Annotated in this window: 18 protein-coding genes and 1 pseudogene; 13 read left to right on the forward strand and 6 right to left on the reverse strand. The window is 63.2% G+C overall.

Going from position 1 to position 25,805, the window contains the following annotated elements; all coding sequences use genetic code 11:
* Nucleotides 1-4: 4 nt before the first annotated feature.
* Nucleotides 5-1,744 (reverse strand): DUF1800 domain-containing protein, encoded by a 1,740-nt coding sequence (locus C8D04_RS05045; RefSeq protein WP_233521111.1) that lies wholly within the window; start codon nt 1,742-1,744, stop codon nt 5-7.
* Nucleotides 1,745-1,987: 243 nt separating this feature from the next.
* On the opposite strand from C8D04_RS05045, the gene smc reads away from it, so the two are divergent.
* The 7 genes and pseudogenes from smc to C8D04_RS05085 all read left to right on the forward strand — a co-directional run.
* Nucleotides 1,988-5,515, forward strand: coding sequence for a chromosome segregation protein SMC (gene smc, locus C8D04_RS05050; RefSeq protein ID WP_116003876.1), 3,528 nt, complete (start codon nt 1,988-1,990; stop codon nt 5,513-5,515).
* Between the two features lie 205 nt (nt 5,516-5,720).
* The gene (locus C8D04_RS05060; protein WP_116003877.1) at nt 5,721-6,836 is read left to right on the forward strand and encodes a cell division protein FtsZ; all 1,116 of its coding nucleotides are present in this window, start codon (nt 5,721-5,723) and stop codon (nt 6,834-6,836) included.
* A 185-nt stretch (nt 6,837-7,021) separates the two neighbouring features.
* Nucleotides 7,022-9,190, forward strand: coding sequence for an NAD-dependent DNA ligase LigA (ligA, locus tag C8D04_RS05065; protein ID WP_116006023.1), 2,169 nt, complete (start codon nt 7,022-7,024; stop codon nt 9,188-9,190).
* Entirely contained in the window at nt 9,187-10,122 is a 936-nt protein-coding gene (rssA, locus tag C8D04_RS05070) for a patatin-like phospholipase RssA (RefSeq protein ID WP_116003878.1), read from the forward strand. The genes ligA and rssA overlap by 4 nt, the downstream gene beginning before the upstream one ends.
* 258 nt (nt 10,123-10,380) lie before the next feature.
* On the forward strand, nt 10,381-11,202 hold the full coding sequence (locus tag C8D04_RS05075) for an HNH endonuclease signature motif containing protein (RefSeq protein WP_116003879.1): 822 nt from the start codon (nt 10,381-10,383) through the stop codon (nt 11,200-11,202).
* A 129-nt stretch (nt 11,203-11,331) separates the two neighbouring features.
* Entirely contained in the window at nt 11,332-12,090 is a 759-nt protein-coding gene (locus C8D04_RS05080) for an RES family NAD+ phosphorylase (RefSeq protein ID WP_158550283.1), read from the forward strand.
* Between the two features lie 340 nt (nt 12,091-12,430).
* Nucleotides 12,431-12,859, forward strand: a pseudogene (locus C8D04_RS05085) (transglycosylase domain-containing protein); the annotation flags it as partial.
* Between the two features lie 22 nt (nt 12,860-12,881).
* Here C8D04_RS05085 and C8D04_RS18535 read toward each other — a convergent pair.
* Nucleotides 12,882-13,556: a hypothetical protein gene (locus C8D04_RS18535; protein WP_133243602.1), complete on the reverse strand. Its 675-nt coding sequence runs from the start codon at nt 13,554-13,556 to the stop codon at nt 12,882-12,884.
* A gap of 59 nt (nt 13,557-13,615) precedes the next feature.
* Between C8D04_RS18535 and C8D04_RS05090 the strand changes: the two genes are divergently transcribed.
* On the forward strand, nt 13,616-16,150 hold the full coding sequence (locus C8D04_RS05090; RefSeq protein ID WP_116003882.1) for a transglycosylase domain-containing protein: 2,535 nt from the start codon (nt 13,616-13,618) through the stop codon (nt 16,148-16,150).
* Nucleotides 16,151-16,163: 13 nt separating this feature from the next.
* Here the strand turns inward: C8D04_RS05090 and C8D04_RS05095 are convergent, their stop codons facing one another.
* Nucleotides 16,164-16,715, reverse strand: coding sequence for an NUDIX hydrolase (locus tag C8D04_RS05095; protein WP_116003883.1), 552 nt, complete (start codon nt 16,713-16,715; stop codon nt 16,164-16,166).
* An 82-nt stretch (nt 16,716-16,797) separates the two neighbouring features.
* A complete protein-coding gene (locus C8D04_RS05100; RefSeq protein ID WP_116003884.1) occupies nt 16,798-17,493 on the reverse strand; it encodes a fumarylacetoacetate hydrolase family protein in 696 nt (231 codons plus the stop codon).
* A gap of 96 nt (nt 17,494-17,589) precedes the next feature.
* On the opposite strand from C8D04_RS05100, the gene C8D04_RS05105 reads away from it, so the two are divergent.
* Both C8D04_RS05105 and C8D04_RS05110 read left to right on the forward strand, forming a co-directional pair.
* Complete coding sequence (locus C8D04_RS05105; protein ID WP_116006024.1) at nt 17,590-18,024, forward strand: MarR family transcriptional regulator; 435 nt, start codon at nt 17,590-17,592, stop codon at nt 18,022-18,024.
* Nucleotides 18,024-18,899: a laccase domain-containing protein gene (locus C8D04_RS05110; RefSeq protein WP_116003885.1), complete on the forward strand. Its 876-nt coding sequence runs from the start codon at nt 18,024-18,026 to the stop codon at nt 18,897-18,899. The genes C8D04_RS05105 and C8D04_RS05110 overlap by 1 nt, the downstream gene beginning before the upstream one ends.
* On the opposite strand, the gene C8D04_RS05115 is transcribed toward C8D04_RS05110, so the two are convergent.
* On the reverse strand, nt 18,819-19,133 hold the full coding sequence (locus C8D04_RS05115; protein ID WP_116003886.1) for a hypothetical protein: 315 nt from the start codon (nt 19,131-19,133) through the stop codon (nt 18,819-18,821). The genes C8D04_RS05110 and C8D04_RS05115 overlap by 81 nt on opposite strands.
* Nucleotides 19,134-19,257: 124 nt before the next feature.
* Here C8D04_RS05115 and phaC point away from each other — a divergent pair, with 124 nt between their 5' ends.
* The 3 genes from phaC to phbB all read left to right on the forward strand — a co-directional run bounded on the left by phaC (nt 19,258) and on the right by phbB (nt 23,267).
* Complete coding sequence (gene phaC, locus C8D04_RS05120; protein ID WP_116003887.1) at nt 19,258-20,961, forward strand: class I poly(R)-hydroxyalkanoic acid synthase; 1,704 nt, start codon at nt 19,258-19,260, stop codon at nt 20,959-20,961.
* A gap of 259 nt (nt 20,962-21,220) precedes the next feature.
* Nucleotides 21,221-22,399, forward strand: coding sequence for an acetyl-CoA C-acetyltransferase (locus C8D04_RS05125; RefSeq protein WP_116003888.1), 1,179 nt, complete (start codon nt 21,221-21,223; stop codon nt 22,397-22,399).
* A 130-nt stretch (nt 22,400-22,529) separates the two neighbouring features.
* Nucleotides 22,530-23,267 carry an acetoacetyl-CoA reductase gene (gene phbB / locus C8D04_RS05130; protein ID WP_116003889.1) on the forward strand — a complete coding sequence of 246 codons (738 nt, stop codon included), beginning with the start codon at nt 22,530-22,532 and terminating at the stop codon, nt 23,265-23,267.
* 406 nt (nt 23,268-23,673) lie between these two features.
* Here the strand turns inward: phbB and C8D04_RS05135 are convergent, their stop codons facing one another.
* On the reverse strand, nt 23,674-25,680 hold the full coding sequence (locus C8D04_RS05135; protein WP_116003890.1) for an ATP-binding cassette domain-containing protein: 2,007 nt from the start codon (nt 25,678-25,680) through the stop codon (nt 23,674-23,676).
* Nucleotides 25,681-25,805 lie beyond the last annotated feature (125 nt).

The following is a 25,805-nucleotide window of genomic DNA, read 5'->3' on the forward strand; positions in this document are numbered from 1 at the left end:
GGTCTCATTTCTGAACGATGTAGTCGGGCGCTGCCAGCACCAGGGTCAGCGCGGCGTACACGCGGTTTTGCAGGTCGGCGCCGACCTTGGTGGGCATGGCATTGACGGCGGCCACCACCGTGGCCACCGTGGCGGCCGAAAGCTGGCCGCCGGCCAGGACCACTTGCAGCTCGGCCACCAATGCGGCGCCGTCAGGCGCCAGGCCCAACAAACTGCCGTATTCCAGGCGCAAGTCGCCCACGTTTTTGCTCGCTACGGCACGTTGCATGAAGTTCACATAGCCCGCCACGGTGGACTCGTTGGTGATCTGGAATTCCGGCGCTACCAGTCCCTGGGATGACAGGGCCGTATTGGGCGGCACATAACCCGGCCGGAAAAAATTGAACACCGAGGACGACCGCAGCGGGCTCTGGCCCAAGCGTGAACCAGGATCAGACAAGTCGCCCACGTCCCAGGCCTGGGCGGACGAAGTGGCACCAAAAGCCCGCGCCCAGTGCACAAAGCGGTGCACGGGTTCGCGCAGCTTGCCCCACGATGGGTCTTGTAGGCGGGTTGCGCTGCGAGCCGTTGGGTCCAACAAGATCGCCCGCACGACGGCGCGCAAGTCGCCCCGCACGCCCTGTCCGTTGTTGGCAAACACGGCCGCTACCCGGCGCACATAGGCGCCGCTGGGGTTGCTGGTAACGAGCCGCTGGATGAGCTGGCGGCTCACAAAGGGGGGTACGTTGGGGTGGGCAAACAGCGTGTCGAGTGCCGTGCGCAACGCGGCGCGGGCCTCGGTGCCATCCGCAATGTTGGCGCCTAGGAACTGTTTGGCACCGGTTTCGTAGCGCGAAGGCACTTGTGCCATGGGCCGGACCATCAGCTCCGGAGAGTAGGGCTTGGACAAGCCGGTGCTATCAAGGTCCCACCCGGTGAAGACACGTGCCAGGCCGCTCACATCTTCGCCGCGGTAGGTTTCCACAGGGTTGCCGCCGCGAACGACGGGGGTACCGTCGTCCTGCAACTGCACCAAGCCAATGGTGAAAAGCTGCATCAACTCGCGGGCGTAGTTTTCGTCGGGCTGGCTGCCTGTTTTGGGGTTGGCCTTGGCGTTGCCGCGGTAGGTGAGGTAGTAACCCATTGCGGGGCTCAACGTCAGAGCCTCCAGCAATTGGCGGTAATTGCCAAAAGCGTGGGTTTGCAAAATGTCGAGATAGTTGCCCAGCGCAAACTGGCGCCAGGCGCTGTCCACCCCCAAAACAGAAACCACACAGATTTCCGACAAGGCCAGCACCACCCGCTGGCGCAAGGCGTCAGCGCCCCCGATAAAGGCCCGCCAGACCGTGTTGTCCATACCGCGCTGGCTGTACCGGAACTCTTCGGCGTCGTAGCCGTTGGCATAGAGCCAGGCCACATGGCTGGACGTAGGCGGTAGCGCGAATTGTTCGGTCAGCCAGTCGTTCAGGGGGCGGCGCGCAAGCGCCTGGATTTCGGCCCGCCCGGCACCCAGCGTGGCCTGGCCCAGAAAGAGTGCTGTTTCTTCCAGGCTGCGGGTGTCAGGCAAAGACGGCCCTGCGCCATCTGGCTCCGGAACGCCGGTGTCCGGGTTGGCCTCTCCATCGCTTCCCCCGCCGCAGGCAGCGAGCGCCAGCGTGCTGGCAGCGACTATGGCAGGGGTTGCTATGAGGTGCCGTGGGGCTGTGACAGGACGGGTTTCAGAGACCGGTTCGGCGTCCAGGGAAAGTGAGGGGGGTGCTGTCACAGTGATTTCCTGCAGAGTCGTTCGTCTAGTCTGGCATGCCTAATGGCCGCCCTGGTGGCCTGCAACAACCGTGCACTGGTTGTTTCCAAGTTTTACAAGCACGCACATGGGGTGCGCACAGCTAGTTGCGGTGCAGCGCTCGGGTAACATTGGCGGCTTGTCGGTTGGCTGCCACAGGGCTGTTGGCCGCGCCGTGACTGGCGCTGGCTTTGTGCCCGCGGCGCTGGCCTTACTGGGTGATCCGTGCGTCTCAACTCCATCAAACTCTCCGGCTTCAAGTCGTTTGCTGAACCGACCAACTTCCTGCTGCCTGGCCAACTGGTGGGCGTGGTGGGGCCCAACGGTTGCGGCAAGTCCAACATCATGGATGCGGTGCGCTGGGTGCTGGGCGAGTCCAAGGCGAGCGAGCTGCGCGGCGAGTCGATGCAGGACGTGATCTTTAACGGCACCAACACCCGCAAGCCTGCCAGCCGCTCCAGTGTGGAGCTGATTTTTGACAACGCCGACCACCGCGCCGGAGGCCAGTGGAACCAGTATGGCGAGATCGCCGTCAAGCGCGTGCTGACGCGCGACGGCAGCAGCAGCTACTACATCAACAACCAGCCGGTGCGTCGGCGCGACGTGCAGGACGTTTTTCTGGGCACGGGCCTGGGGCCGCGCGCCTACGCCATCATTGGCCAGGGCACCATCAGCCGCATCATCGAGTCGCGCCCCGAAGAACTGCGCCTGTTCCTCGAAGAGGCGGCCGGCGTCTCCAAATACAAAGAGCGCAGGCGCGAGACCGAAAACCGCCTGCACGACACGCGCGAAAACCTCACGCGGGTGGAAGACATTCTGCGCGAGCTGAACGCCAACCTCGACAAGCTCGAAAAGCAGGCCGAGGTGGCCGCGCGCTACAACGCGCTGCAGGCGGACGTCACCCTCAAGCAGCAGCAGCAGTGGTTCTTGAAGCGCGCCGACGCCGAGGCCGAGCAGGACAAGGTGCGCATGGACGGCCTGCAGGCCGTGAACGACCTGGAAGCGCGTATGGCCGACCTGCGCCATGTCGAGTCCGAGCTGGAGACCATCCGCCAGGCGCATTACGCCGCGGGTGACCAGGTCAACCAGGCGCAAGGCAAACTTTACGAAGCCACGGCCGAAGTGGGCCGCCTGGAGGCCGAGATCCGTTACGTGGTGGAAGGGCGCCAGCGCGTGGAGCAGCGCCTGGTCCAGCTGGCCGAGCAAATTGCGCAATGGCAGGCCCGCCGCGAGGAGGCCGATGCCGAGCTGGAACGACTGGCCGGTGCCGGGGTGGACGCCGAAGAAAAGGCCGAACTGCTCGCCGCGCAGGTGGAAGAGCAAGCCATGCGCCTGCCCGATCTGGAAGAGGCCCTGCGTCAAAGCCAGAACCACGCCAATGAGCAGCGCAGCGCCGTGGTGCAGGTGCAGCAGCAAATCCAGGTGCTGGCGGCCGAGCAGCGCAACATCGACGAACAAAGCCGCCAGTTTGAAACCCGTTTCGAGCGCCTGCGCGCCGACCGCAACGCCCTGGCCGCCCCAGACGAGGCCCGCCTGGCCAACCTGCGCAGCCAGCTCGACGAAGCCCAGGAAGCGCAGGAACTGACCGCCGCCCGGCTGGAAGAACTGCAGGAAACCGTGCCCCGGCTCGACGAAGAGCGGCGCGAGCGCCAGCAGGCCGTGAACCAGGAAACAGCGCGCCAGACCGACCTGTCCGCGCGCATGGAGGCCCTCAAGGCGCTGCAGGAAAAGGTCAAAACCGACGGCAAGCTGCGCCCCTGGCTGGCCAAGCATGGGCTAGACGGCCTGCAGGGCCTGTGGAGCCGCATCCACATCGAGCCCGGCTGGGAAAATGCCCTGGAAGCCGCCCTGCGCGAGCGTTTGAGCGCACTGGAAGTCGGGCGCCTGGACATGGTGCGCGGCTTTGTCGGCGCCGCCGGTGCCGACGCCCCCCCAGCGCGGCTGGCGTTTTTTACCCCACCGGCCGCTGCCGTGCCTGCCCCGGCAGGCAGCCTGCCGCGCCTGGCCGACCTGCTGCGCCTGGAAGATGCAGGCCTGCGCGCCGTGCTGACCGACTGGCTGCAAGGCTGCTACACCGCCCAGACCCTGGACGAAGCCCTGAACCGGCGCGGCCAGCTGCAGGCCGGTGAAGCCATTTTTGTGCCCGGCGGCCATGCGGTGACGGCGCACAGCGTGGGCTTTTATGCCCAGGATTCCGAACAATCGGGCCTGCTGGCCCGCGCCCAGGAAATCGAGCATCTCGAAAAAGAGCTGCGCGCCCAGGCCCTGATCAGTGAAGAAGCGCGCACCGCGCTGGTGCGCGCCGAATCGGGCTACGCCGACGCGGCGCAGCGCCTGACCACGGTGCGCCGCGAAGCCAGCGAGGCCCAGGGCCGCACGCACGAGCTACAGGTCGAGCACCTGCGCCTGTCACAACTGGTGGAGCAGACGCGCGCGCGCAGCGAGCAGATTGGCGCCGATCTGGCCGAGGTCGAGGCGCAGCTGGCCGACCTGCAGGAGCGCCGCGTGACCGCCGAGGCACGCTTTGAAGAACTCGACATGCAACTGGCCGACAACCAGGAGCGCCACGCCCAACTGGGCGACCGCGTGATCGAGGCCGAGCGCAAGCTGGCCGAGAGCCGCGAACAGCAGCGCAGCCTGGAGCGCCAGGCACAAGAGGCCACGTTCTCGCAGCGCAGCCTGGAAGCCCGCCGCGCCGAGCTGGCGCGCACGCTGGACACGGCCGACACCCAGGCCCGGGCCCTGCAGGATGAACGCCAGCGCGCCCAGGGCGAACTCGAACGACTGTCCGACGCCGCTGCGCAAGGCGGCCTGCAAGACGTGCTGGCGCTCAAGATGGAGCGCGAAAAGCAACTGGCCGCGCAGCGCAACCAGTACGACGACCTGACCGCCCGGTTGCGGGCCAGCGATGAGCGGCGCATGCAGCTCGAACGCGCCATGGACCCGCTGCGCGCGCGCATCACCGAACTGCAGCTCAAGGAACAGGCGGCGCGCCTGGGGCTGGAGCAATACACCACGCTGTTGCAGGACGCCCAGGCCGACCTGGAGGCCGTGGCCCAATCGGTGGCCGATGGCAAGGTGCGCCTGTCCGGCTTGCAGTCGGACATCGACCGCCTGCACCGCGAGATTGCTGCGCTGGGCGCGGTAAACCTGGCCGCGCTGGAAGAACTGGCCATCGCCAGCGAGCGCAAGACCTTCCTGGATGCGCAGACCGCCGACCTGACGGAAGCGATGAATACGCTGGAGAACGCCATCCGCAAGATCGACGCCGAAACGCGCGACATGCTGTCAAGCACGTTCGACGCCGTCAACCAGCATTTCGGGCGCATGTTCCCCGAGCTGTTTGGCGGCGGGCAGGCGCGGCTCATCATCACCGGCGACGAAATTCTGGATTCGGGCGTGCAGGTCATGGCCCAGCCGCCGGGCAAAAAGAACCAGACCATCCACCTGCTCTCGGGCGGCGAAAAAGCCCTCACCGCCATTGCGCTGGTGTTCGCCATCTTCCAGCTCAACCCGGCGCCGTTCTGCCTGCTCGACGAGGTGGACGCGCCGCTGGACGACGCCAACACCGAACGCTACGCCAAGCTGGTGACCAGCATGAGCAAGCAGGGCACCCAGTTCCTGTTCATCAGCCACAACAAGATCGCCATGGAAATGGCCGAGCAACTGATCGGCGTGACCATGCAGGAGCAGGGCGTCTCGCGCATCGTGGCGGTAGACATGGAATCCGCCCTGTCCATGGCCGATACATGAAATGCAACACCCTCCTGAGTCGCTTCGCGCCTTCCCCCTGCTCTCGCCTCGCTGCGCGATGCGGGCAGAGGGACGCCCCCAGCGCCCGGATATCGGCATGTGGGCGGCCCTTGCGCGGGGGCCGCTGGTCTGGGCAGCGCCCGTTTCATGCGTCGCGGGTGGCGAGACGCTCCCCGCGATACTGATACCCTAAATATTTCGACCCATGAGCACCCTGCAAATCAGCCTGGCCGTCATTGGCGCCGTGTTGCTGGCCCTGATCGTGGCCTACAACGCCTGGACCACCCACCGCAACACCCCGCGCAAGGCGCTGCCACCCGAGGGCGAGCGTAAACCCGAGTCGCCCGCCCGCCAGGAACCCGCGCTCGACACCGAGCTTGCGCCAGTGCCCGTCAGCGCAGTGCACGGCCTGGACCACGGCCCGGACCCGTCCCTGCACGGTGTGGACCTGGACGACGCCCTGGCACTGCCTGTGCCGCCCCCGGGCAGCCACGACCGCTGGGGCCTGCTGGACCCGCTGATCGACGCCATTGCGCCCATCGTGCCCGAGCACCCCGTCTCGGGCGAAGCCGCCCTGGCGGCCCTGCCGCCCACGCGCCGTGCAGGCAGCAAGCCGTTTTCCATCGAGGGCCTGAACGAAACCACACAGCGCTGGGAAACCCCCGCTCCCCACCAGCGCTACCGGTCGTTCCAGGCGGGGGTGCAACTGGCCAACCGCATGGGCGCGCTCAACGAGATCGAATTCTCGGAATTCGTCATGAAGACCCAGTCTTTTGCCGACGCACTGAACGCCGCCCCGGACTTCCCGGACATGCTGCAGGAAGTCGCCCGCGCACGCGAGCTGGACCAGTTCGCCAGCGAGCACGATGCGCAACTGGCCTTCATGCTGCGCGCGCGCCAGGCGGCCTGGAGCCCTGGGTACCTTCAACAAAATGCGGGCCGGCAAGGCTTTTTGCCAGGAGCCATCCCCGGGCGCATGGTGCTGCCCTCGACCACTGCGGGCCGCACCACGATGCTGGTGCTGGGCTTTGATACGCAGGCCGCCCTGTCTGACGACCCCGAGCAATCGGCGATCCGCGAGTTGTCCATCAGCCTGGATGTCGCCCAGGTGCATCGCAGCGAACAGCCCTTTGCCCGCCTGCGGGAAGTGGCTGCAGCCCTGTGCGAGGACATGGATGGCGTGCTGTGCGACCAGAACGGCACGCCCCTGCCCGCCATGGCCATGGACCCCATTGCCGCCGACCTGGAACAGCTTTACGACCAGCTCGACAGCCGCGATCTTTCGGCTGGCTCGTTGCAGGCGCGCCGTGTGTTCAGCTAGAAGTTGCACCCCCCTGTGTCGCTGCGCTCCTTCATCCCCTCTCTCGCATCGCTGCGCGCTGCAGGAGGGGGGACGCCACCAGCGCCCGTACATGGGAATACTGGCGGCCCTTGCGCGGTGGCCGCTGGTTTGGGCCGCGCCGGTTTCATGCGCCGTTGGTAACGCGCAGTTCCATGAAGTCTGAAATGACCGAAAACTTGGACCTTTTTTCGGCTCCAGAGCCTACGGGTAAAGCGCAAGCAGCTATCGAAATTGAAGCGTTGCGTGCTCGCCTGAACCACTGGGCGCACGAATACTACGTGCAGGATGCACCCTCCGTGCCCGATGCCGAGTACGACCGCGTGTTCCGCGAACTGCAAGCGCTGGAGGCCGCGAACCCGGATCTGGTCGCCCCCGATTCGCCCACGCAGCGTGTGATTGGCGCCGTGATGGAAGGCCTGGCCCCGGTGCGCCATGTGGTGCCCATGCTCAGCATCCACACCGAGACCGATACCGAGGCCAGCGGCGCCCAGGCCTTCGACGCGCGCGTGCGCCGCGAGCTGGGCCTGCAGGAAGCCGACCCGCCCGTGGAATACGTGGCCGAGCCCAAGTTCGACGGCCTGGCCATGAGCCTGCGCTACGAACACGGCAAGCTGGTACAGGCCGCTACGCGCGGCGACGGCGAGGTGGGCGAGGATGTGACGCACAACATCCGCACCATCCGCCAGATTCCGCTCATGCTGCCATCCCAGGCCCCCACGCTCGGCACTGACGTGTCCACGCTGCCCCCCGAGGGGGCGCGTTTTGCCTTGGGGCGGCCCGGCGGCAAAACCGTGCCACCCCTGCTGGAAGTGCGCGGCGAGGTTTACATGCCCCGCGCCGATTTCGACGCGCTCAACGAACGCCAGCGTGCGCAGGGCGGCAAGACCTTCGTTAACCCGCGCAACGCCGCCGCCGGGGCCGTGCGCCAGCTCGACTCGGGCATTGCCGCGCAGCGGCCGCTGCGCTTCTTCGCCTATGGCATCGGCGCCATCACCCCCGAGGCCGAAGGCGGCCCCTCGTTCGCCACGCACTACGAACTGTTGCAGGCCCTCAAACAATGGGGTTTTCCGGTCGCAGAGCAGGTGCAGACTGCGCTGGGCGCTTCTGAATTGGTAGCATTTCACCAGCGCGTCGGCGCCACCCGCGACGCGCTGCCCTACGACATCGACGGCGTGGTCTACAAGGTCAACAGCCTCCAGCTCCAGCGCCAGCTTGGCTTCAAGACGCGCGAGCCGCGCTGGGCCGTGGCGCACAAATACCCGGCACAGGAGATGGCCACGCGCATCGAGGCCATCGACGTGCAAGTGGGCCGCACCGGCAAGATCACGCCCGTGGCGCGGCTGGCGCCGGTGTTCGTGGGCGGCGTCACCGTCACCAACGCCACGCTGCACAACCTGTTCGAGATCCGCAAGAAGGGCGTGCGCGTGGGCGACCAAGTGATCGTGCGCCGTGCGGGCGATGTGATCCCCGAGGTCGTGGGCGTAGTGCCCGGCCCGCGCGCGGGCTACGTCGCCAACTTCCACATGCCCAAGGCCTGCCCCGTGTGCGGCAGCGCCGTGGTGCGCGAGAAGGGCGAGGCCAACCACCGCTGCACCGGCGGCCTGTTCTGCCCGGCGCAGCGCAAGGAAGCCATCCTGCACTTCGCCGCGCGCCGCGCCATGGACATCGAAGGCCTGGGTGACAAGCTGGTGGACCAGCTCGTGGACCAGGGCGTGATCCGCACGCTGCCTGACCTGTACCGCATGGGCCTCACGTCGTTGATTGCCCTGGAGCGCATGGCCGACAAATCGGCGCAGAACGTGCTGGCGGCATTGGAAAAATCCAAACAAACCACCTTCCCGCGCTTTCTGTTTGCGCTGGGCATCCGCCATGTGGGCGAGGCCACGGCCAAGGAGCTGGCGCGCCACTTCGGCACGTTGGACGCCCTCATGGACGCCAGCGTCGAACAGCTTGTGCAGGTCAACGACGTAGGCCCCGTGGTGGCCGAGGCCATCCACACCTTCTTTGCCCAGCCCCACAACCGCGAGGTGGTCGAGCAGCTGCGCGCCTGCGGCGTCACCTGGCAAGAGGGCGCCCCGGCCGAGCGCGCCACCCTGCCGCTGGCGGGCAAGACGGTGGTGCTCACCGGCACGCTCCCCACGCTCAGCCGCGATGCCGCCAAGGACATGCTGGAGGCCGCAGGCGCCAAGGTGGCCGGCTCGGTCAGCAAGAAGACGCATTACGTGGTGGCCGGTGAAGAGGCGGGCAGCAAGCTGGCCAAGGCGCTGGAGCTGGGTGTGCCGGTGCTCGACGAAGCGGGTATGTTGGCACTGCTGGCCCCGCAAGACGTATGAACACCCCGCGCAAACCCATCATCGGCCTGGCCCTGGGCAGCGGCTCGGCGCGCGGCTGGGCGCACATCGGCGTGATCCGCGCGCTGCAGCAGGCCGGCATCAAGCCCGACCTGGTGTGCGGCGCATCGATTGGCGCCGTGGTGGGCGCGGCCTACGCGCTGGGCGAGCTGGACCGCTTCGAGCAATGGGCGCGCGGCCTGACCGGGCGCACCATGTTCTCGTTCATGGATTTCAAGCTGGCGGGCGGCATGCTCAAGGGCGAGCGGGTGATCGACTTCTTCCGCAGCCGCTTCTCCGACCGCCCCATCGAGGCGCTGGACATTCCCTTCGCCGCCGTCGCCACGGGCCTGCATTCGGGCAGCGAGGTGTGGCTGCGCACCGGCTCCACCGCCGACGCCGTGCGTGCCTCCATGGCCTTGCCCGGCCTGTTCACCCCCGCCCAGCGCGAAGGGCGCCTGCTGGTCGATGGCGGGCTGGTCAACCCCGTGCCCGTGTCGCTGGCGCGCGCCATGGGCGCCGACATCGTGATCGCCGTGGACCTGAACGCCGACATCCTGGGCCGCCACCTGCGCAAGCCCGGCACCAACGGTGCGGCCAAGCTGCCCGCCGAGGCACCGGAGGACGATGAGGACACCGCCGGCTGGCTGGACCGCCTGCAGGACGGCTTTGCATCCCTGCTGCCCACCCCCGACCCGGCCCGCGTGCCCGCGCCATCGCTGCTGGAAGTGGTGCTGGCCAGCGTCAACATCATGCAGGTGCGCATCACCCGCAGCCGCATGGCCGGCGACCCGCCCGAGGTGGTGATCGCCCCGCAACTGGCCCACCTGGGGCTGATGGACTTCTACCGCGCCGAAGAGGCCATTGCTGAGGGGCAGCGTGCGGCGGAGAAAACGCTGCCGTTTTTGCAGCAGTTGGGGTTGGGGGCGGTGTGAACGGTTGGGCGGTCTATCGATTTGGATGTGCGATTTCCCGGAAGTATGCGTTGAGGGCTGCAATCGGAAGTTGTTGATCAGCAACTTCTCTAATAGCAGCTATTCGTCTCATATTCATAAATATTGAAATGACTGCCTTGACTATTTTTGGTCAGGGTCGTGACTAGATTGAATAAATCTGCGTAAGATAATCTTGAATTGGCTAAATATGGTTTTTCCGAATAACCAAGCTGTGCACAGTCAAGAAAGGGGGATTTAATGGCCGCGTACATGCCGTCCTATCCGCTTTATAAACAAGCAGAAGAGAAGTTTCTGTCTCGTGGCTACACGCGCGAGGAGGCCAGAGGAAGCTACTATCTTTGGCATCTTTCCCCGACGTTCCCTTTCTATGCGAAGGGAAATACATCGGTTTATATCGATGCGATATATGCGGACTTGGCAAAGCTGCTGGCTAGAATTGAAGGTATCGAGCCCTCAAAGAAAGGCGCTAGGCCGAATGACCGATTTGAGGCGTTTAAGTTTAAATCCGTTCAGCAAAAAACTGGTAGGGTTGTTTACGAATCGTGGAAGTTTGATTTTTCATCTGAACAAGGCTGTAATGCCTTCATGGATATATGCGAAGCGTATGACAAGGGTGGCGTGGAATATGCCAGCGTAGCGCTTGCAGCCGTTGTAGCTAAGGCAGATCCAAAAACCCAACGCACGCAGGTGACAAAGGCCAGAGTTGGTCAACTCGATTTTAGGAAGAATCTAGTACAGCTGTGGAAAACCTGTGCCGTGACTGGCTGCGCTGTTCAGAAGATGCTGAAGGCATCACACATGAAACCATGGGCGGATTCGAATCCTGTAGAAAAACTAGATCCATTTAATGGTCTACTGCTGACCCCGAATCTTGATGCTTTGTTCGATGCTGGTCTGATTTCATTTGACGAAGATGGGAGGATTATTTTTTCGTCAAAGCTATCGGCAGCCGATTTTCTATCACTTGGAGTCATGCCAGATATGAAGCTGCGCAAGATGAATGCTGCACATACACCATACTTAGATATCATCGCACGAATGTATTCCATCCATGATTGAATGATCGAGTGAAAAGGGTGGTTTCGGGGTGAGGCGATGACTCATTGTTTTGCAAAAGCGTTTTGTGTATAGCGGGATTTTTATTAATCATTCATATATATTGAAAGATTTAAAGTGGAGCTTAATGATTTGAAATTTCGATTCTACCAATCTCCTGTAGAAAAGATTTTTGCTAAAATTCGATCGTCCGCTTTTCCGCGTATAGAAACTTCCGATGAAATTGCCAAAGAACTCAAGCGCTACCTTGATTTGGCTGGAAAATATTGTGATTTTTCATGGGATTTGGATAGACCTGCTTTATATCGTGCAAGAAAAAATGATTACGATCAATTCAAAGAATTTCCTCCCTCGGAAATGGGGGCGCCAGATGCAAATCTCGCATCTGATGGTAGAGCTCAGTCGACAGGAGTTTCATTGCTTTATGTTGCAGATACTGTGCCGACCGCTATCGCTGAAGTAAGGCCGGAAATTGGTGAGTACGTCACAATTGGTGAATTCAGAATTAAAAGTGGATATAGGTTGAAAGTCTTGGATCTCACGAGATTTCATGCGCCGAACAATTGTGATAACGATATATTTTGTCTGATTGATCTTTCGAGACGTGCATTTTCTGGGTCAGTCCACCCAAAGGATCCAAAAAAATATTATGCGCATCAATATTTTGTGCAAATGGTGCGCGACCTCTCCTATGATGGCATTGGTTATGAAAGCGCAGTTAATAAGGGTGGTCGATGCTTTGCATTTTTTGATGCCAAAGGGTTTGAGTGCGAGAAAACATTACTTTATCAGGTTAATTCGGTTTCCGTAATTTCTACGAAGGTTGAATTTTCTTCGATGGAAAAGGAATACATCGCCCAGCAAGATGCAGAGATACAGAGGAACAAATAGTGCGGCTCACCGTGAGTTGTAAGTGCAAGGCCGTAATGCTGAGTCCGCGCACTTTGTCGCGAAAGGAGAGTGCTTGCCGTTACTGCTTGAGTCGTATATCGCCGACCATTCGCGACGAGTTGCAAGCCAACACTAGCGCAATTCCAGGCAATCATCTCGAAGCCGCCTCGGCCGCTACAACCCCAAACCGCAATTCCCGCCGATTGGCGGTATAACTGCGCACCTCCCGCCCTCCATGCGGAGGGGCCTGCAAGCCATCCATCCCGCCTGCAAACTCCCAATTTGATAGCTGCTAGCGCTTACCCATCAAGCGCTTGAGCCACTTTTGACTCCAAACCTCATGTTTTTCCCTGCTTTCCTGCGCACGCGCTGGGCCGCGTTGCGGCTGGCGTTCGCGCGTGCCTTGCAGCGGCCCGAAAAGCTGCTGTCGCTGCACAGCCTGCTCTGGGCGCTGATGGCCGCAGGGCTGACGCTGCTGCTGTATGTGCTGGTGCTGATTCCGTTCACGCCGGGCATCCGCGACATTCGCAAGGCCAAGACGGAGCAGCCGGCGCAGTTGGTGGCGGCGGCTGGCAAGCTGCTGGCCGAATACCGCTGGGTGAACCGCGCGTGGGTGCCGCTCAGCGAGATTGCCTCGCCGGTGGTGGACGCGCTGATTGCCACCGCGGACCACCGCTTCTATGGCAACTGGGGCCTGGACTGGCGGCGCACGGCGTCGGCGCTGGTGCGTACGCTGGGGGGCGACAAGCAGGGCGGCTCCACCATTACGTAGCAAGGGCTTGAATGCAGGTTCAGATATCTTTTTTCCGGAGCGCTTCATTCGCTCGTTGTTTATCAGCTTTCTTTTTTTCTTCAGCAGCACGTGATTCCGCGCTCAGCACAGTTCCTTCTAAAGTGAGAGAGGTAATTACTGTCGGCACGCGGGGGAGGCCTGCATATTTCTCGGTGGGTTGAGTTTTTGATTCTTCAATTATCAAACTATCAGACTGGCCCTTGATTTCACATGTTCTAGTGCTGATTTCAGCACTGCTGTCCGGTTTAATGCTTTTTGTGGTGCATTTAAATCTTACGGTTGTGCCATTTTCAGAGGTGAGTTTTTCCTCGAGAGCGGTTTTAAGTTCATCCAGAGAGCCATTGAAGGTCGTTTTGTATTTGTAGATTTCGCCCTTGTCATTCGTATTGGCTACGAAACTCCTTTTTTCTCCGAAGTAATCGTAATCGAACATGTATGCATTCGCGGAGAAATTTTTCGCATTCTTTAATTTTTTGACATTTTTGCCGATGGCAAGATCTTTGAGGGAAATCGCCTTTTGGACTTTGGCTTGATCTGGTGCGGCGGGTGTGGCGGGTGTGGCGGGTGTGATTTGTTCTTGTTTTTTATTTGGTTGAGTGGCTTCGTCTGAACATGCTGTCAAAAAATAAAGACTGCATGCGAAAAGAATTGAAGGTCTGATAAATTCTTGCATAGTGGATTCCGTTGACGCTTGCCCATCAAACGCTTGAGCCAATTTTGACCCAAATTCCCATGTCTTTCCCTGCTTTCCTGCGCACGCGCTGGGCCGCGCTGCGGCCGGTGTGGGCGCGCCTGCTGCAGCGGCCCGAAAAGCTGCTGTCGCTGCACAGCCTGCTCTGGGCGCTCATCGCCGCCGGGCTGGCGATGGTGATGTATGTGCTGGTGCTGATCCCGTTCACGCCGGGCATCCGCGATATCCGCAAGGCCAAGACGGAGCAGCCGGCGCAGTTGGTGGCGTTTGACGGCAAGCTGCTGGCCGAATACCGCTGGGTGAACCGCGCCTGGGTGCCGCTCAGCGAGATCGCCCCGCCGGTGGTGGATGCGCTGATCGCCACCGAGGACCATCGGTTTTATAGCCACTGGGGCCTGGACTGGCGCCGCACCGCGTCGGCGGTGGTGCACACGCTGGGGGGCGACAAGCAGGGCGGCTCCACCATTACGCAGCAGCTGGCGCGCAACCTGTACCCGGAGGACATTGGCCGCGCGCCCACGCTCACGCGCAAGATCAAGGAGGCGATCACGGCGCTGAAGATCGAGGCGCTGTACTCCAAGGACGAGATCCTGGAGACCTACCTGAACACCGTGCCCTTCCTCTACAACGCTTACGGCATCGAGATGGCGGCGCGCACGTATTTCGACAAGTCGGCCGACGAGCTCAACGTGCTGGAGAGCGCCACGCTCATCGGCATGCTCAAGGGCACGGCCTACTACAACCCGGTGCTCAACCCCGAGCGCGCCCAGGCCCGGCGCAACACCGTGCTGGCGCAGATGAAGAAGCGCGGCAAGCTGGCCGAGGCGGAGTACGCCGCGCTCAGCAAGCGCCCGCTGCGCATCCGCTTCGAGCGCCAGGTGGAGGCGGCCGGCCCCGCGCCGCACCTGGCGCAGCAACTGCGCAAGCAGCTCATCGACTGGGCCGACCGCAACGGCTACAGCCTGTATGCCGATGGGCTGGTAATCCGCACCACCATCGACTACCGCCTGCAGCAGCTCGCCAACCAGGCCGTGGCGCGCCAGGGCAGGGCGCTGCAGGGCGTGGCCGACGGGGCCTGGGCCGTGCGCAATGCCTGGAACCCCAAGGGAGCGCTGGTGCAGCAGCTGGTGCGCGAATCGGCGCGCTACGAATCTGCCGTGGCCAAGGGCGCCGCGCCCGACGATGCGCTGAAGGACCTGCTGGCCGACCCCGCCTTCCTGCGCTTGCTGCGGCAAGAAAAGACGCGCGTGCAGGCCGGCTTCATGGCCATGGACCCGCGCACGGGCGAGGTGCGCGCCTGGGTGGGCAGCCGCGACTTTGCGCAAGACCCGTTCGACCACGTGCAGGCCGCGCGCCGCCAGCCGGGCTCCACGTTCAAGCCCTTTGTATACGGCGCCGCGTTCGACCAGGGCCTGCTGCCCACCGACACGCTGATGGACACCGCCGTGGAGATTCCGCTGGGCAACAAACAGGTGTGGCGCCCCACGGACGGCAACAAGCCGCCCAGCGACATGCCCATGACGCTGAGCGACGGCCTGGCGTTTTCCAAGAACACCATCACCGCGCAGCTCATGCAGCAGGTGGGCCCGCTGCGCGTGGCGCAACTGGCGCGTGCCATGGGCGTGCGCGAATCCAAGTTGGACGTGGTGCCGTCGTTGGCGCTGGGCACCAGCCCGGTCAGCCTCAAGGAAATGGTGGCGGCCTACGGCGCCATTGCCAGCGCCGGCAGCTACCACGCGCCCCGGGTCATCACGCGCATCGAAGACAAGAACGGCAAGGTGCTGGAAGACTTTGCCCCCGCCGCGCCCGAGCGGGTGCTGGGCCTGACGGCGGCGCAGCAGTTGCGCGACGCCCTGCGCGGCGTGGTGGACAAGGGCACGGGCGTGGCCATCCGCAGCCGCTACGGCATCAGCGCCGACGTGGCCGGCAAGACCGGCACCACGCAGGACAACACCGACGGCTGGTTCATCCTGATGCACCCGCAGCTGGTGGCGGGCGCGTGGGTGGGTTTCAATGACGGGCGCATCACCCTGCGCAGCGACTACTGGGGCCAGGGCGCGCACAGCGCGCTGCCCATGGTGGGCGAGGTGTTCCAGCAGGCGCTGCGCGCCAAGGTGATCGACGGCAAGCAGCGCTTCATCGACGAGGAAGAGAGCAGCTGGGTGGGCAGTGCCGTGGCCGGCGTGCGCAACTGGGTGTACGACCTGTTCGGCCGCCGCACCGGCGGGCCGGATGGCCCGGAAAACGCCCCAAGCGCCTTGCCAGTGCCTGGCGCTGCGCCCGCCGCGTCGGCCCCCGCCGAAGCCGAGCGCCCCGAGATCACCGAAGCCCCGCTGGTGCCGCTGGAGAACGCGACGCCCCGGGCGCAGCCCTTGCCGCCGGTCACGTACGACGAGGAGCCGGAGGCTGCCCGCCCCGGGGCAGCACCTGTGCCGCAGCCGGGCATTGTGATGACAACGCCCCCTGCGCCGCAGCCAGGCATCGTGCTCACCACGCCAGTGCAGCGCGGCGTGGTGGTGCCAGCGCCGGTTCCGGCGCAGGGCAACGTGCCGTTTTTTGTGGAAACGCGCCCCTGAGGGGGAGGCGCCGCTATTCGATATCGACGCAGTGCAGGCCGAAGGCGCCCGCCCGGCGGTCGGCAAAGTAGCACACCAGCGTTTCCTTGACGGTGCGGAAGGCCAGCTCGTCCCAAGGTATCTCGTCCTCGGTGAACAGGCGCGCTTCCTGGGTTTCGTAGCCGGGGTTGAAGTGCTCGCTCAGCAGCGTGGCGCGGTAGAACAAATGCACCTGGCCCACGCGGCGCACGTTCAACACGCTAAAGAGCGGGCCCATCTCGATCTGCGCGCCCGCTTCTTCGTCGGTCTCGCGGGCGGCGCCTTCAGAGGTGGTCTCGTTCAGCTCCATGAAGCCTGCGGGCAACGTCCATTTGCCCTTGCGGGGCTCGATATTGCGTTTGCACAGCAGCACCCGGCCATCCTGCAATACGGGCACCGTGCCCACCACGTTCAGGGGGTTTTCGTAGTGCACGGTATGGCATTGCGGGCACACGGCGCGCTCGCGGGTATCGCCATCATCGGGCAGTCGGTAGACCACGGCTGTGCCACAGGCACGGCAGTGTTTGATCTGGTGGTGAAAGATCATGCAGCTGTTTTATATAAAAATGGGCTATAACGCTTATCAGTCAAGCGCGAGCAGCTATCAAAAAAGGAGTTAAGCGCACCGCTCAAACCAGCTGCAGGCGCAAAGTGCCCAGGCCGTCTACGCCACCTTCGAGCACATCGCCGCGCACCACGGCACCCACGCCTTCGGGCGTGCCGCTGAAAATCAGGTCGCCCGGTTGCAGCTCCCATGCGGCCGAGAGGTGCTCGATGGTCTCGGCAATGTTCCAGATCAGCTGCGCCACGGTGCTGCGCTGGCGATCTGCGCCGTTGACCTGCAGCCAGATGGCCGCCTGTGCCACGTCGCCCGCTTGCGCGGCCGGGGTGATGGGGCCGATAGGCGCGCTGTGGTCAAAGCCTTTGCCGATGCACCAGGGGCGGCCCTGTTTTTTCATGTCGTTCTGCAGGTCGCGGCGCGTCATGTCCAGGCCCACGGCATAACCAAAAACATGCTCCAGCGCATTGGCCGCCGCAATGCCGCGACCGCCCTTGCCAATGGCCACGACCAGTTCGATTTCATGGTGCAGGTTGCTGGTCAGGCTGGGGTAGGGCATTTGGCCTGTCTGGCCGGCCTCGACCGGCAGTGCCGCATCGGCCGGTTTCATGAAGAAAAACGGGGGCTCGCGTCCAGTGAAACCCATCTCTTTGGCATGTTCCTCGTAGTTGCGACCCACGCAGTAAATGCGGTGTACGGGAAAGCGCTCGCTGCGGCCCACCACGGGCACGGTGGTCACGGGGGCAGGGGGGAAAACGGTGCTCATGCCAAGTCTTTCTTCTTTTGCGGTTCGACGCCGTTCAGTGTGCCATGCATCGCCTTTCACCATCCAATGGGCACCCAAAACACTACACTGGTGGCCATGGCACAGAGCTTCGATCTTCACCAAGCGCCGGGGCACCTGGTACGGCGCGCGCACCAGCGCACGGTGGCCCTTTTCATGGAAGAGGCGGCCGCTTTCGATGTCACTCCCGTCCAGTTTGCGATCCTCAACGCGCTGCTGGCCCAGCCAGGCGAAGACCAGATCACCCTGGCGGGCCGTGTGGCCCTGGATGCCGCCACGCTGGGTGCCGTCGTCACCCGCCTGCAAGCGCGCAACCTGGTCCGCCGCGAGAGCGACCCCGGCGACCGCCGCCGCAAACTGCTGTGGTTGACGCCCGAGGGCGAGACCCTGGCGCAGCAACTCACGGGCCCTGCCCAGCGTGTGCAGGAGCGCCTGATGGCGCCGCTGCCGCCGCACGAGCAGGCCCTGTTGAAACAATTGCTGGCGCGGCTGGTTTTTAGCGGCGAAAGCTGATGGCCGCATTCCACCCCGATTGGCTGCGCCCCGATTGGCCCGCGCCTGTGCAGGTGCATGCCTTGTGCACCACCCGTGTCGGCGGGCACAGCCGGGCGCCTTTTGACGCGCTCAACCTGGGCGACCATGTGGGCGACGACCCACAGGCCGTACAAGGCAACCGGCGGGTGCTGCAGGAGGCCCTGCAGCAGGCCACACCTGGTGCGCGGGCCATTTTTCTGCAACAGGTGCATGGCACGCAGGTGGTGGCCTTGCGCCCCGACCTGGCCGATGGCTCTGTGGCCGATGCCTGCGTGACCACCACGCCCGGCCTGGCCTGCACCATCATGGTGGCCGATTGCCTGCCGCTGCTGTTGACCAATCTGCAGGGCACCGCAGTGGCCGCAGCCCACGCGGGCTGGCGCGGGCTGGCGGGCGTGGGCGTGGGCGGCTGGGGCGTGATCGAGACTGTTTTCAAGACATTTTCGGCTCAAACGCTTTCACATCAAGCGCAAGCAGCTACAAACTCAATAGCATCCAGCGGCTTGTCAGAAACGGACAGTCGTTATGTCGCCAGCCAGACGCTGGCCTGGCTGGGCCCGTGCATCGGCCCGCAGGCTTTTGAGGTGGGCCCCGAGGTGCGTGCCGCTTTTTGTGCACACGATGCAGCGGCAGCGCAGCATTTCACCGAACATGCTCCTGGCAAGTTTCTGGCCAACCTGGCAGGGCTGGCGCGCCAGCGTTTGCAAGCGCTGGGCATTGGTCAGGTGTATGGCAACGACGGCAGCCCCGGCTGGTGCACTGCGTCGCAGCCGTCACGCTTCTTTTCGCACCGGCGCGACAGCGCCGTCCTCGGCGGCAGCGGGCGCATGGCGGCCTGCATCTGGCTCGGCTGAGCCGCCATCGGCCTCAACGCTCTGCGCCTGGGCCTCGCGTTCGGCCATGGCCCGGGCATGCAGCGCGCGCTTGCGCCCCGGGGTGCCCAGGATGTAGCCCACGATGCCCATGGGCAGCAGGCCATACAGCGTGAAAGTGATGATGGCGCCCATGACAGAGCCCGCCGGGCTGGTGGCTTCGGCAACGGCCATCAGCACGGTCACATACAGCCAGGCAATCAGAACCAGGTACATCAGGGCGCTCGGGTAAGTTAGATGGAGGGAAGGGCGGTTACCATACCAGCACATCCCCGCAAGATCGGCATTATTCAGACGAAAGCCCCGCAGCGGGCGGGCTTTTGCCACACCAGGAGACAGCATGGATTCGGACGCACTCTGGGCACAAAGCGCCCAGCAATTCCAGCAAATCTTTGGCGAAACCTGGCAGCGTGCGCTGCAGTCGTTCCAAAGCATGGAGTCACCGGCCGTTGCGGGTGAAGCCCCGGCGATCCGGCTGGCGCCCGAAAAAATCAAGGCGCTGCAGTCGCAATACATGGAGGAAGCGGGCAAGCTGTGGCTGCAGGGCCTGCAAGGCGCCCCAGAAAAACCAGCCGACAAGCGTTTTGCTGGCGAGGGATGGGCCAGCAACCCGGTGGCGGCTTACTCGGCCGCCGCCTACCTGCTCAACGCACGCACCCTCATGGGCCTGGCCGATGCAGTGGACACCGATGCCAAGACCCGTGCCCGCATCCGCTTCGGGGTAGAGCAGTGGATTGCCGCCATGGCGCCCAGCAACTACCTGGCCTTCAACGCCGAGGCCCAGAAGAAAGCCATCGAAACGCAGGGCGAGAGCATTGCCCAGGGTATGGCCAATCTGCTGCACGACCTGCGCCAGGGCCATGTCTCGATGACCGACGAAACCCTGTTCGAAGTGGGCCGCAACGTCGCTACCACCGAGGGCGCCGTGGTGTACGAGAACGAGTTGTTCCAGCTCATCGAATACAAACCGCTGACGGCCAAAGTGTATGAGCGGCCCTTCCTGCTCATCCCGCCGTGCATCAACAAGTTCTACATCCTCGATCTGCAGCCCGAGAACTCGCTCATCCGCTACGCGGTAGAACAGGGCCAGCGCACCTTTGTCGTCAGCTGGCGCAACCCCGATGCGTCGCTGAAGCACAAGACCTGGGACGACTATGTGGAGCATGGCGCCATCGAGGCGATCGACGTCGTGCAGCAAATCTCGGGGGCGCCGCAGATCAACGCCCTGGGTTTTTGCGTGGGCGGCACTATTTTGAGCAATGCGCTGGCCGTACTGGCTGCGCGCGGCGAGGACCCGGTGGCCAGCGCCACCTTCCTGACCACGCTGATCGACTTTACCGATACCGGCATCCTTGATGTGTTCATCACTGAGGCGTTCGTGCAGTTCCGTGAACTGCAGATGGGCCAGGGCGGCATGATGAAGGGCCAGGATCTGGCGTCCACCTTCAGCTTCCTGCGCCCCAATGACCTGGTGTGGAACTATGTGGTGGGCAACTACCTCAAGGGCGAGACGCCGCCGCCGTTCGACCTGCTCTACTGGAACAGCGACAGCACCAACCTGCCGGGACCGTTCTATGCCTGGTACCTGCGCAACATGTACCTGGAGAACAACCTCATCAAGCCGGGCAAGCTGACCGTGTGCGGCGAGAAGATCGACCTGGGCAAGGTCAAGCTCCCGACGTATGTCTATGGCTCGCGCGAGGACCATATCGTGCCCATCAACGCGGCTTATGCCAGCACGCAGGTGCTACCCGGCAAGAAGCGCTTTGTCATGGGCGCATCGGGCCATATTGCCGGCGTCATCAACCCGCCTGCCAAGGGCAAGCGCAGCCATTGGATCCGTGCCGATGGCAAGCTGCCCAAAACGCTGGACGCCTGGCTGGAGGGCGCCCAGGAACACCCGGGCAGCTGGTGGACCGACTGGTCCGGCTGGCTCAAGGGCCATTCCGGCAAGGAAATTGCAGCGCCCAAGACCTACGGCAAGGGCAGCAAGTTCAAAGCCATCGAGCCGGCGCCGGGCCGTTACGTTAAGCAAAAGTCCTGAATCGGAACACCCCCCTATGTCGCTTCGCTCCTTCCCCCCGCTCTCGCAGCGCTGCGCGCTGCGGGCAGGGGGACGCTCCCAGCGCAGCGGGGCGGCCCTTGCGCGGGCGCCCTTTTCTAGGCTACGCCCGTCGTGGATGCTGCGAACGTTGAATGGATAGCTGACATACAACACGGACACAAGCTCTTTGTTTCCTCCCCATCGGATCTGCTGCATGCAGCGGGCCCATTTTTTGAAGTAGCCGCAAGAAGGAATCACCATGGAAGACATCGTCATCGTTTCGGCCGCCCGCACCGCTGTGGGCAAATTTGGTGGCGCGCTGGCCAAGACGCCGGCCACCGAGCTGGGCAGCATCGTGATCCGCGAAGCCATGGCACGCGCGGGCCTGCAGGCCGACCAGATTGGTGAAGTCATCATGGGCCAGGTGCTCGCGGCTGGCGTAGGCCAGAACCCCGCCCGCCAGGCCATGATGAAGGCCGGTGTAGCCAAGGAAACGCCTGCGCTCACCATCAACGCCGTGTGCGGCTCCGGCCTCAAGGCCGTGATGCTGGCGGCCCAGGCCGTGGCCACGGGCGACAGCGAGATCGTCGTCGCCGGCGGGCAGGAGAACATGAGCCTCTCGCCCCATGTGCTGAACGGCTCGCGCGACGGCCAGCGCATGGGCGATTGGAAGCTGACCGACACCATGATTGTTGACGGCCTGTGGGACGTTTACAACCAGTACCACATGGGCATTACCGCCGAAAACGTAGCCAAGCAGTACGGCATCACGCGCGAAATGCAGGATGCGCTGGCCCTGGCCAGCCAGCAAAAAGCCGCGGCGGCACAAGATGCGGGCCGCTTTGCCGACGAAATCGTCGGTGTGAGCATCCCCCAGCGCAAAGGTGACCCTGTTGTCTTCAACGCGGACGAATACCTCAACCGCAAGACCAATGCCGAAGCGCTGGCAGGCCTGCGTGCAGCGTTTGACAAGGCCGGCAGCGTAACGGCTGGCAATGCCTCGGGCATCAACGATGGTGCTGCGGCTGTCGTGGTGATGAGCGCCAAGAAGGCGGCGGCCCTGGGCCTCAAGCCCCTGGCCCGTATTGCGGCGTTTGGTACCAGTGGCCTGGACCCGGCCATCATGGGCATGGGCCCGGTGTCCGCATCGCGCAAGGCCCTGCAGCGCGCAGGCTGGAATGCCGCGGACGTGGATTTGTTCGAGCTGAACGAAGCGTTTGCCGCCCAGGCCTGCGCCGTGAACAAGGAACTGGCCATCGACCCCGCCAAGGTCAATGTGAATGGCGGCGCCATCGCCATCGGCCACCCCATCGGTGCATCGGGCTGCCGCATCCTGGTGACGCTGCTGCACGAAATGCAGCGCCGCGATGCCAAGAAGGGCCTGGCAGCGCTGTGCATCGGCGGTGGCATGGGCGTCTCTCTGGCTCTGGAACGTTAATGCCTGCTTCCCGGTGCGACTGCTCTGTGAGCGTCGCATCCGCGGCCTTGTTGGTGTTTTCCTAGGCCGAGCGACTGCAAATGTTGGTTAGAGTGGATACGGATACCGAGAAGCAACCAGGAGATCACAGATGAGTAAAAAAGTAGCGTATGTCACAGGTGGCATGGGCGGAATTGGAACCGCCATTTGCCAGCGTTTGCACAAAGACGGCTTCACGGTCATAGCGGGCTGCGGCCCCACGCGCGATTTCACCAAATGGCTGGACGAGCAGAAAGCACTGGGCTTTAGCTTTCACGCATCGGTGGGCAACGTGGGTGACTGGGATTCCACGGTAGAGGCCTTCGCCAAAACCAAGGCGGAGCACGGCACCATCGATGTGCTGGTCAACAATGCCGGCATTACCCGCGACCGCATGTTCCTCAAGATGACCCGCGAGGACTGGGACCAGGTGATTGAAACCAACCTCAACAGCATGTTCAACGTCACCAAGCAGGTGGTGGCGGACATGGTGGAAAAGGGCTGGGGGCGCATCATCAACATCAGCAGCGTGAATGGCGAAAAAGGCCAGGCCGGGCAAACCAACTATTCGGCCGCCAAGGCCGGCATGCACGGTTTCAGCATGGCGCTGGCACAGGAACTGGCCACCAAGGGCGTGACGGTAAACACCGTGAGCCCTGGCTACATCGGCACCGATATGGTCAAGGCGATTCGCCCCGATGTGCTGGAGAAGATTGTCGCCACCGTCCCGGTCAAGCGCCTGGGCGAGCCCAGCGAGATCGCCTCCATCATCGCCTGGCTGGCCTCGGAAGAGGGCGGTTATGCGACCGGCGCTGATTTCTCGGTCAATGGTGGACTGCACATGGGCTGAAGCCCCACCGGGCAACCATTCCTATGGGCCGCCTTCGGGCGGCCTTTTTATGGCCATCTGCAAACATTCCGCACGGAAAGCAAAAAGCCCGCAGGCGCGGGCATTTGCGTTGGAAGATGCGCCTTGGAGGCGCTTTCGCAACCGGTCAGAAACGGGCGGGAGAGCGCTTGCGATCGCGTTCGTCTTCAGGCCAAGCAGTCAAGATGTTGTTTGCAGTCATGTGGAAAACTCCTGTGATGGACATACAACGGAGCGACCGCACGCCGGGTTGACGCATCTGATCAAAAAAATGCAACGAGGGATAACCCCTGGTAATTTGATGTGTGCTCAGCAATTAAAAACGATAGCTACCAGCGCTTTACCATCGGGCGCTAGGGGGTGAAAATCCCCTCAATTTAATACGAAATCAAACACTGAAAGAAGCCGCTTCCAGTTGCGAAGAAAGCTCGAGCCAGCGTTCTTCCAGGGTCTGCGTTTCATCACTACCGGTTTTCAGGCGACGCCCGCAGTCGGCAATCTCGGCAGGGGGCAGCGCCTGCGTCAGCCGGTCTTCCAGCACCCGGCGTTCTTCGGTCAGTTCCTTTAAACGCTTGTCGATCTGCTCAAGCTCACGCTTGTAGGGGCGCAGCTTGTCGGTCATTTGCTGGCGCGCCTGGGCGTCCTGCTTGCGCTGTTCCTTGGCGTCAACCGCCGGTTTGCTGTCTGTGTGCGGCTTGGCGATGGTTGGGGCCGGTGTGGCCACGGCCATCGGGGCGGAACGTTGCTCAGCCGCTGCCTCGTTCTTCGCCAGTTCGCGCTGGCGCTTGGCCTCGTCGAGCAGGTAGCGCTGGTAGTCGTCCAGGTCGCCGTCGAACGGTCCGACTGCCCCGCGTCCCACCATCCAGAACTCGTCACATACGGCGCGCAGCAAGGCGCGATCGTGGCTGACCAGCATGACGGTGCCCTCGAACTCATTGAGCGCCATGGAGAGCGCCTCGCGGGTCGCCAAGTCAAGGTGGTTGGTCGGCTCGTCCAGCAGCAGCAGGTTGGGGCGCTGCCAGACGATCATGGCCAGCACCAGGCGAGCCTTCTCGCCGCCGCTCATGCTGCCCACACTCTGTTTGACCATGTCGCCGCTGAAGTTGAAGCTGCCCAGGTAGCTGCGCAAATCTTGCTCCCGGCTGGGTTCGCGGCTGTTGGGGCCTGCTTCCTTTGCCAGGCGAATCATGTGTTCCAGCGGGTTCTCGTGCGGCCGCAGCACATCGAGTTCTTGCTGTGCGAAATATCCGATCGACAGGCCCTTGCCTTCGGTGATGGTGCCTGCCAGCGGCGCCATGGTGCGGGCAATGGTCTTGACCAGGGTGGATTTGCCCTGGCCGTTGGCGCCCAGGATGCCGATGCGCTGGCCCGCCAGCACACTGCGGCTGACTTTCTGCAGGATGGTGGTTTCCACCCCGTCCTCGCCCAGGTAGCCGAAGGACGCATCGCTGATCGCCAGCATCGGATTGGGCAGGTTGGCCGGTTCCTTGAATTCAAAGGTGAACTCGGCATCCGCCAGCACCGGGGCAATTTTCTCCATGCGCTCGAGCGCCTTGACCCGGCTTTGCGCCTGTTTGGCCTTGCTGGCCTTGGCCTTGAAGCGCGCAATGAACTTCTGCAAATGGGCAATTTTGTCCTGCTGCTTGGAGAAACTGGTCTGCTGTAACTCTAGCTGCTCGGCGCGCAAGTCTTCGAACTTGCTGTAGTTGCCGCCGTAGCGCGTCAATTGCGCGTGGTCTATGTGCATGGTCACATTGGTCACGGCGTCAAGAAACTCACGGTCGTGGCTGATGACGATCATCGTGCCTTCGTAGCGCTTGAGCCAGGCTTCGAGCCAGACCAGTGCGTCCAGGTCCAAGTGGTTGGTGGGCTCGTCGAGCAGCAGCAGGTCGCTCGGGCACATCAGCGCGCGCGCCAGCTGCAGGCGCATGCGCCAACCGCCGGAGAAGCTGTTGACGGGCTTGTCCAGTTCGGAAACCTTGAAGCCCAGGCCGAGGATGAGTGCCTGCGCGCGAGGCATGGCGTCGTGTGCACCGGCGTCGTGCAGGTCGGTATAGGCGTGCGCAATGGCCATGCCATCGTCTGCCGCTTCGGCGGCCACAAGCTGCGCCTGCATTTCCATCAGCCGCGTGTCACCTGCGACGACAAAGTCGGTCGCGGGCTCATCTGTCTCGGGCATGTTCTGTGCCACCTGAGACATGCGCCACTGTGTTGGGATAAAGAAATCGCCGCCGTCTTCATGTAAACCGCCGTTGAACAGAGCGAACAGACTGGATTTGCCAGCCCCGTTGCGGCCGACGAGGCCGACATGCTCTCCGGGGTTGATGGTGGCGTTGACACGGTCGAGCAGCACCTTGGCGCCGCGGCGGAGAATGACGTTTTTAAGAGTAATCATGGAATAGAAGGCCTTGGGGTGATTATCCCGCGCAGCGCCGGTCAGGGTCGAAGCGAGCGGGAGCCCCCAGAAAAATGAAAGACAAACGCCACCTGCGTGCCAGGACGCAGGGAGCCGCTGTTCAG

It is taken from the genome of Simplicispira sp. 125 (assembly GCF_003096555.1).
GTDB lineage: Bacteria > Pseudomonadota > Gammaproteobacteria > Burkholderiales > Burkholderiaceae_C > Simplicispira.

Excerpts from the sequence above, each read along its gene's own strand:
- C8D04_RS05060 (WP_116003877.1), top strand. The coding sequence starts at position 5,721 with ATGAGCACCCTGCAAATCAGCCTGGCCGTCATTGGCGCCGTGTTGCTG.
- ligA (WP_116006023.1), top strand. The coding sequence starts at position 7,022 with ATGACCGAAAACTTGGACCTTTTTTCGGCTCCAGAGCCTACGGGTAAA.
- rssA (WP_116003878.1), top strand. The coding sequence starts at position 9,187 with ATGAACACCCCGCGCAAACCCATCATCGGCCTGGCCCTGGGCAGCGGC.
- C8D04_RS05075 (WP_116003879.1), top strand. The coding sequence starts at position 10,381 with ATGGCCGCGTACATGCCGTCCTATCCGCTTTATAAACAAGCAGAAGAG.
- C8D04_RS18535 (WP_133243602.1), bottom strand. The coding sequence starts at position 13,556 with ATGCAAGAATTTATCAGACCTTCAATTCTTTTCGCATGCAGTCTTTAT.
- C8D04_RS05090 (WP_116003882.1), top strand. The coding sequence starts at position 13,616 with ATGTCTTTCCCTGCTTTCCTGCGCACGCGCTGGGCCGCGCTGCGGCCG.
- C8D04_RS05095 (WP_116003883.1), bottom strand. The coding sequence starts at position 16,715 with ATGATCTTTCACCACCAGATCAAACACTGCCGTGCCTGTGGCACAGCC.
- C8D04_RS05100 (WP_116003884.1), bottom strand. The coding sequence starts at position 17,493 with ATGAGCACCGTTTTCCCCCCTGCCCCCGTGACCACCGTGCCCGTGGTG.
- C8D04_RS05105 (WP_116006024.1), top strand. The coding sequence starts at position 17,590 with ATGGCACAGAGCTTCGATCTTCACCAAGCGCCGGGGCACCTGGTACGG.
- C8D04_RS05110 (WP_116003885.1), top strand. The coding sequence starts at position 18,024 with ATGGCCGCATTCCACCCCGATTGGCTGCGCCCCGATTGGCCCGCGCCT.
- C8D04_RS05115 (WP_116003886.1), bottom strand. The coding sequence starts at position 19,133 with ATGTACCTGGTTCTGATTGCCTGGCTGTATGTGACCGTGCTGATGGCC.
- phaC (WP_116003887.1), top strand. The coding sequence starts at position 19,258 with ATGGATTCGGACGCACTCTGGGCACAAAGCGCCCAGCAATTCCAGCAA.
- C8D04_RS05125 (WP_116003888.1), top strand. The coding sequence starts at position 21,221 with ATGGAAGACATCGTCATCGTTTCGGCCGCCCGCACCGCTGTGGGCAAA.
- phbB (WP_116003889.1), top strand. The coding sequence starts at position 22,530 with ATGAGTAAAAAAGTAGCGTATGTCACAGGTGGCATGGGCGGAATTGGA.
- C8D04_RS05135 (WP_116003890.1), bottom strand. The coding sequence starts at position 25,680 with ATGATTACTCTTAAAAACGTCATTCTCCGCCGCGGCGCCAAGGTGCTG.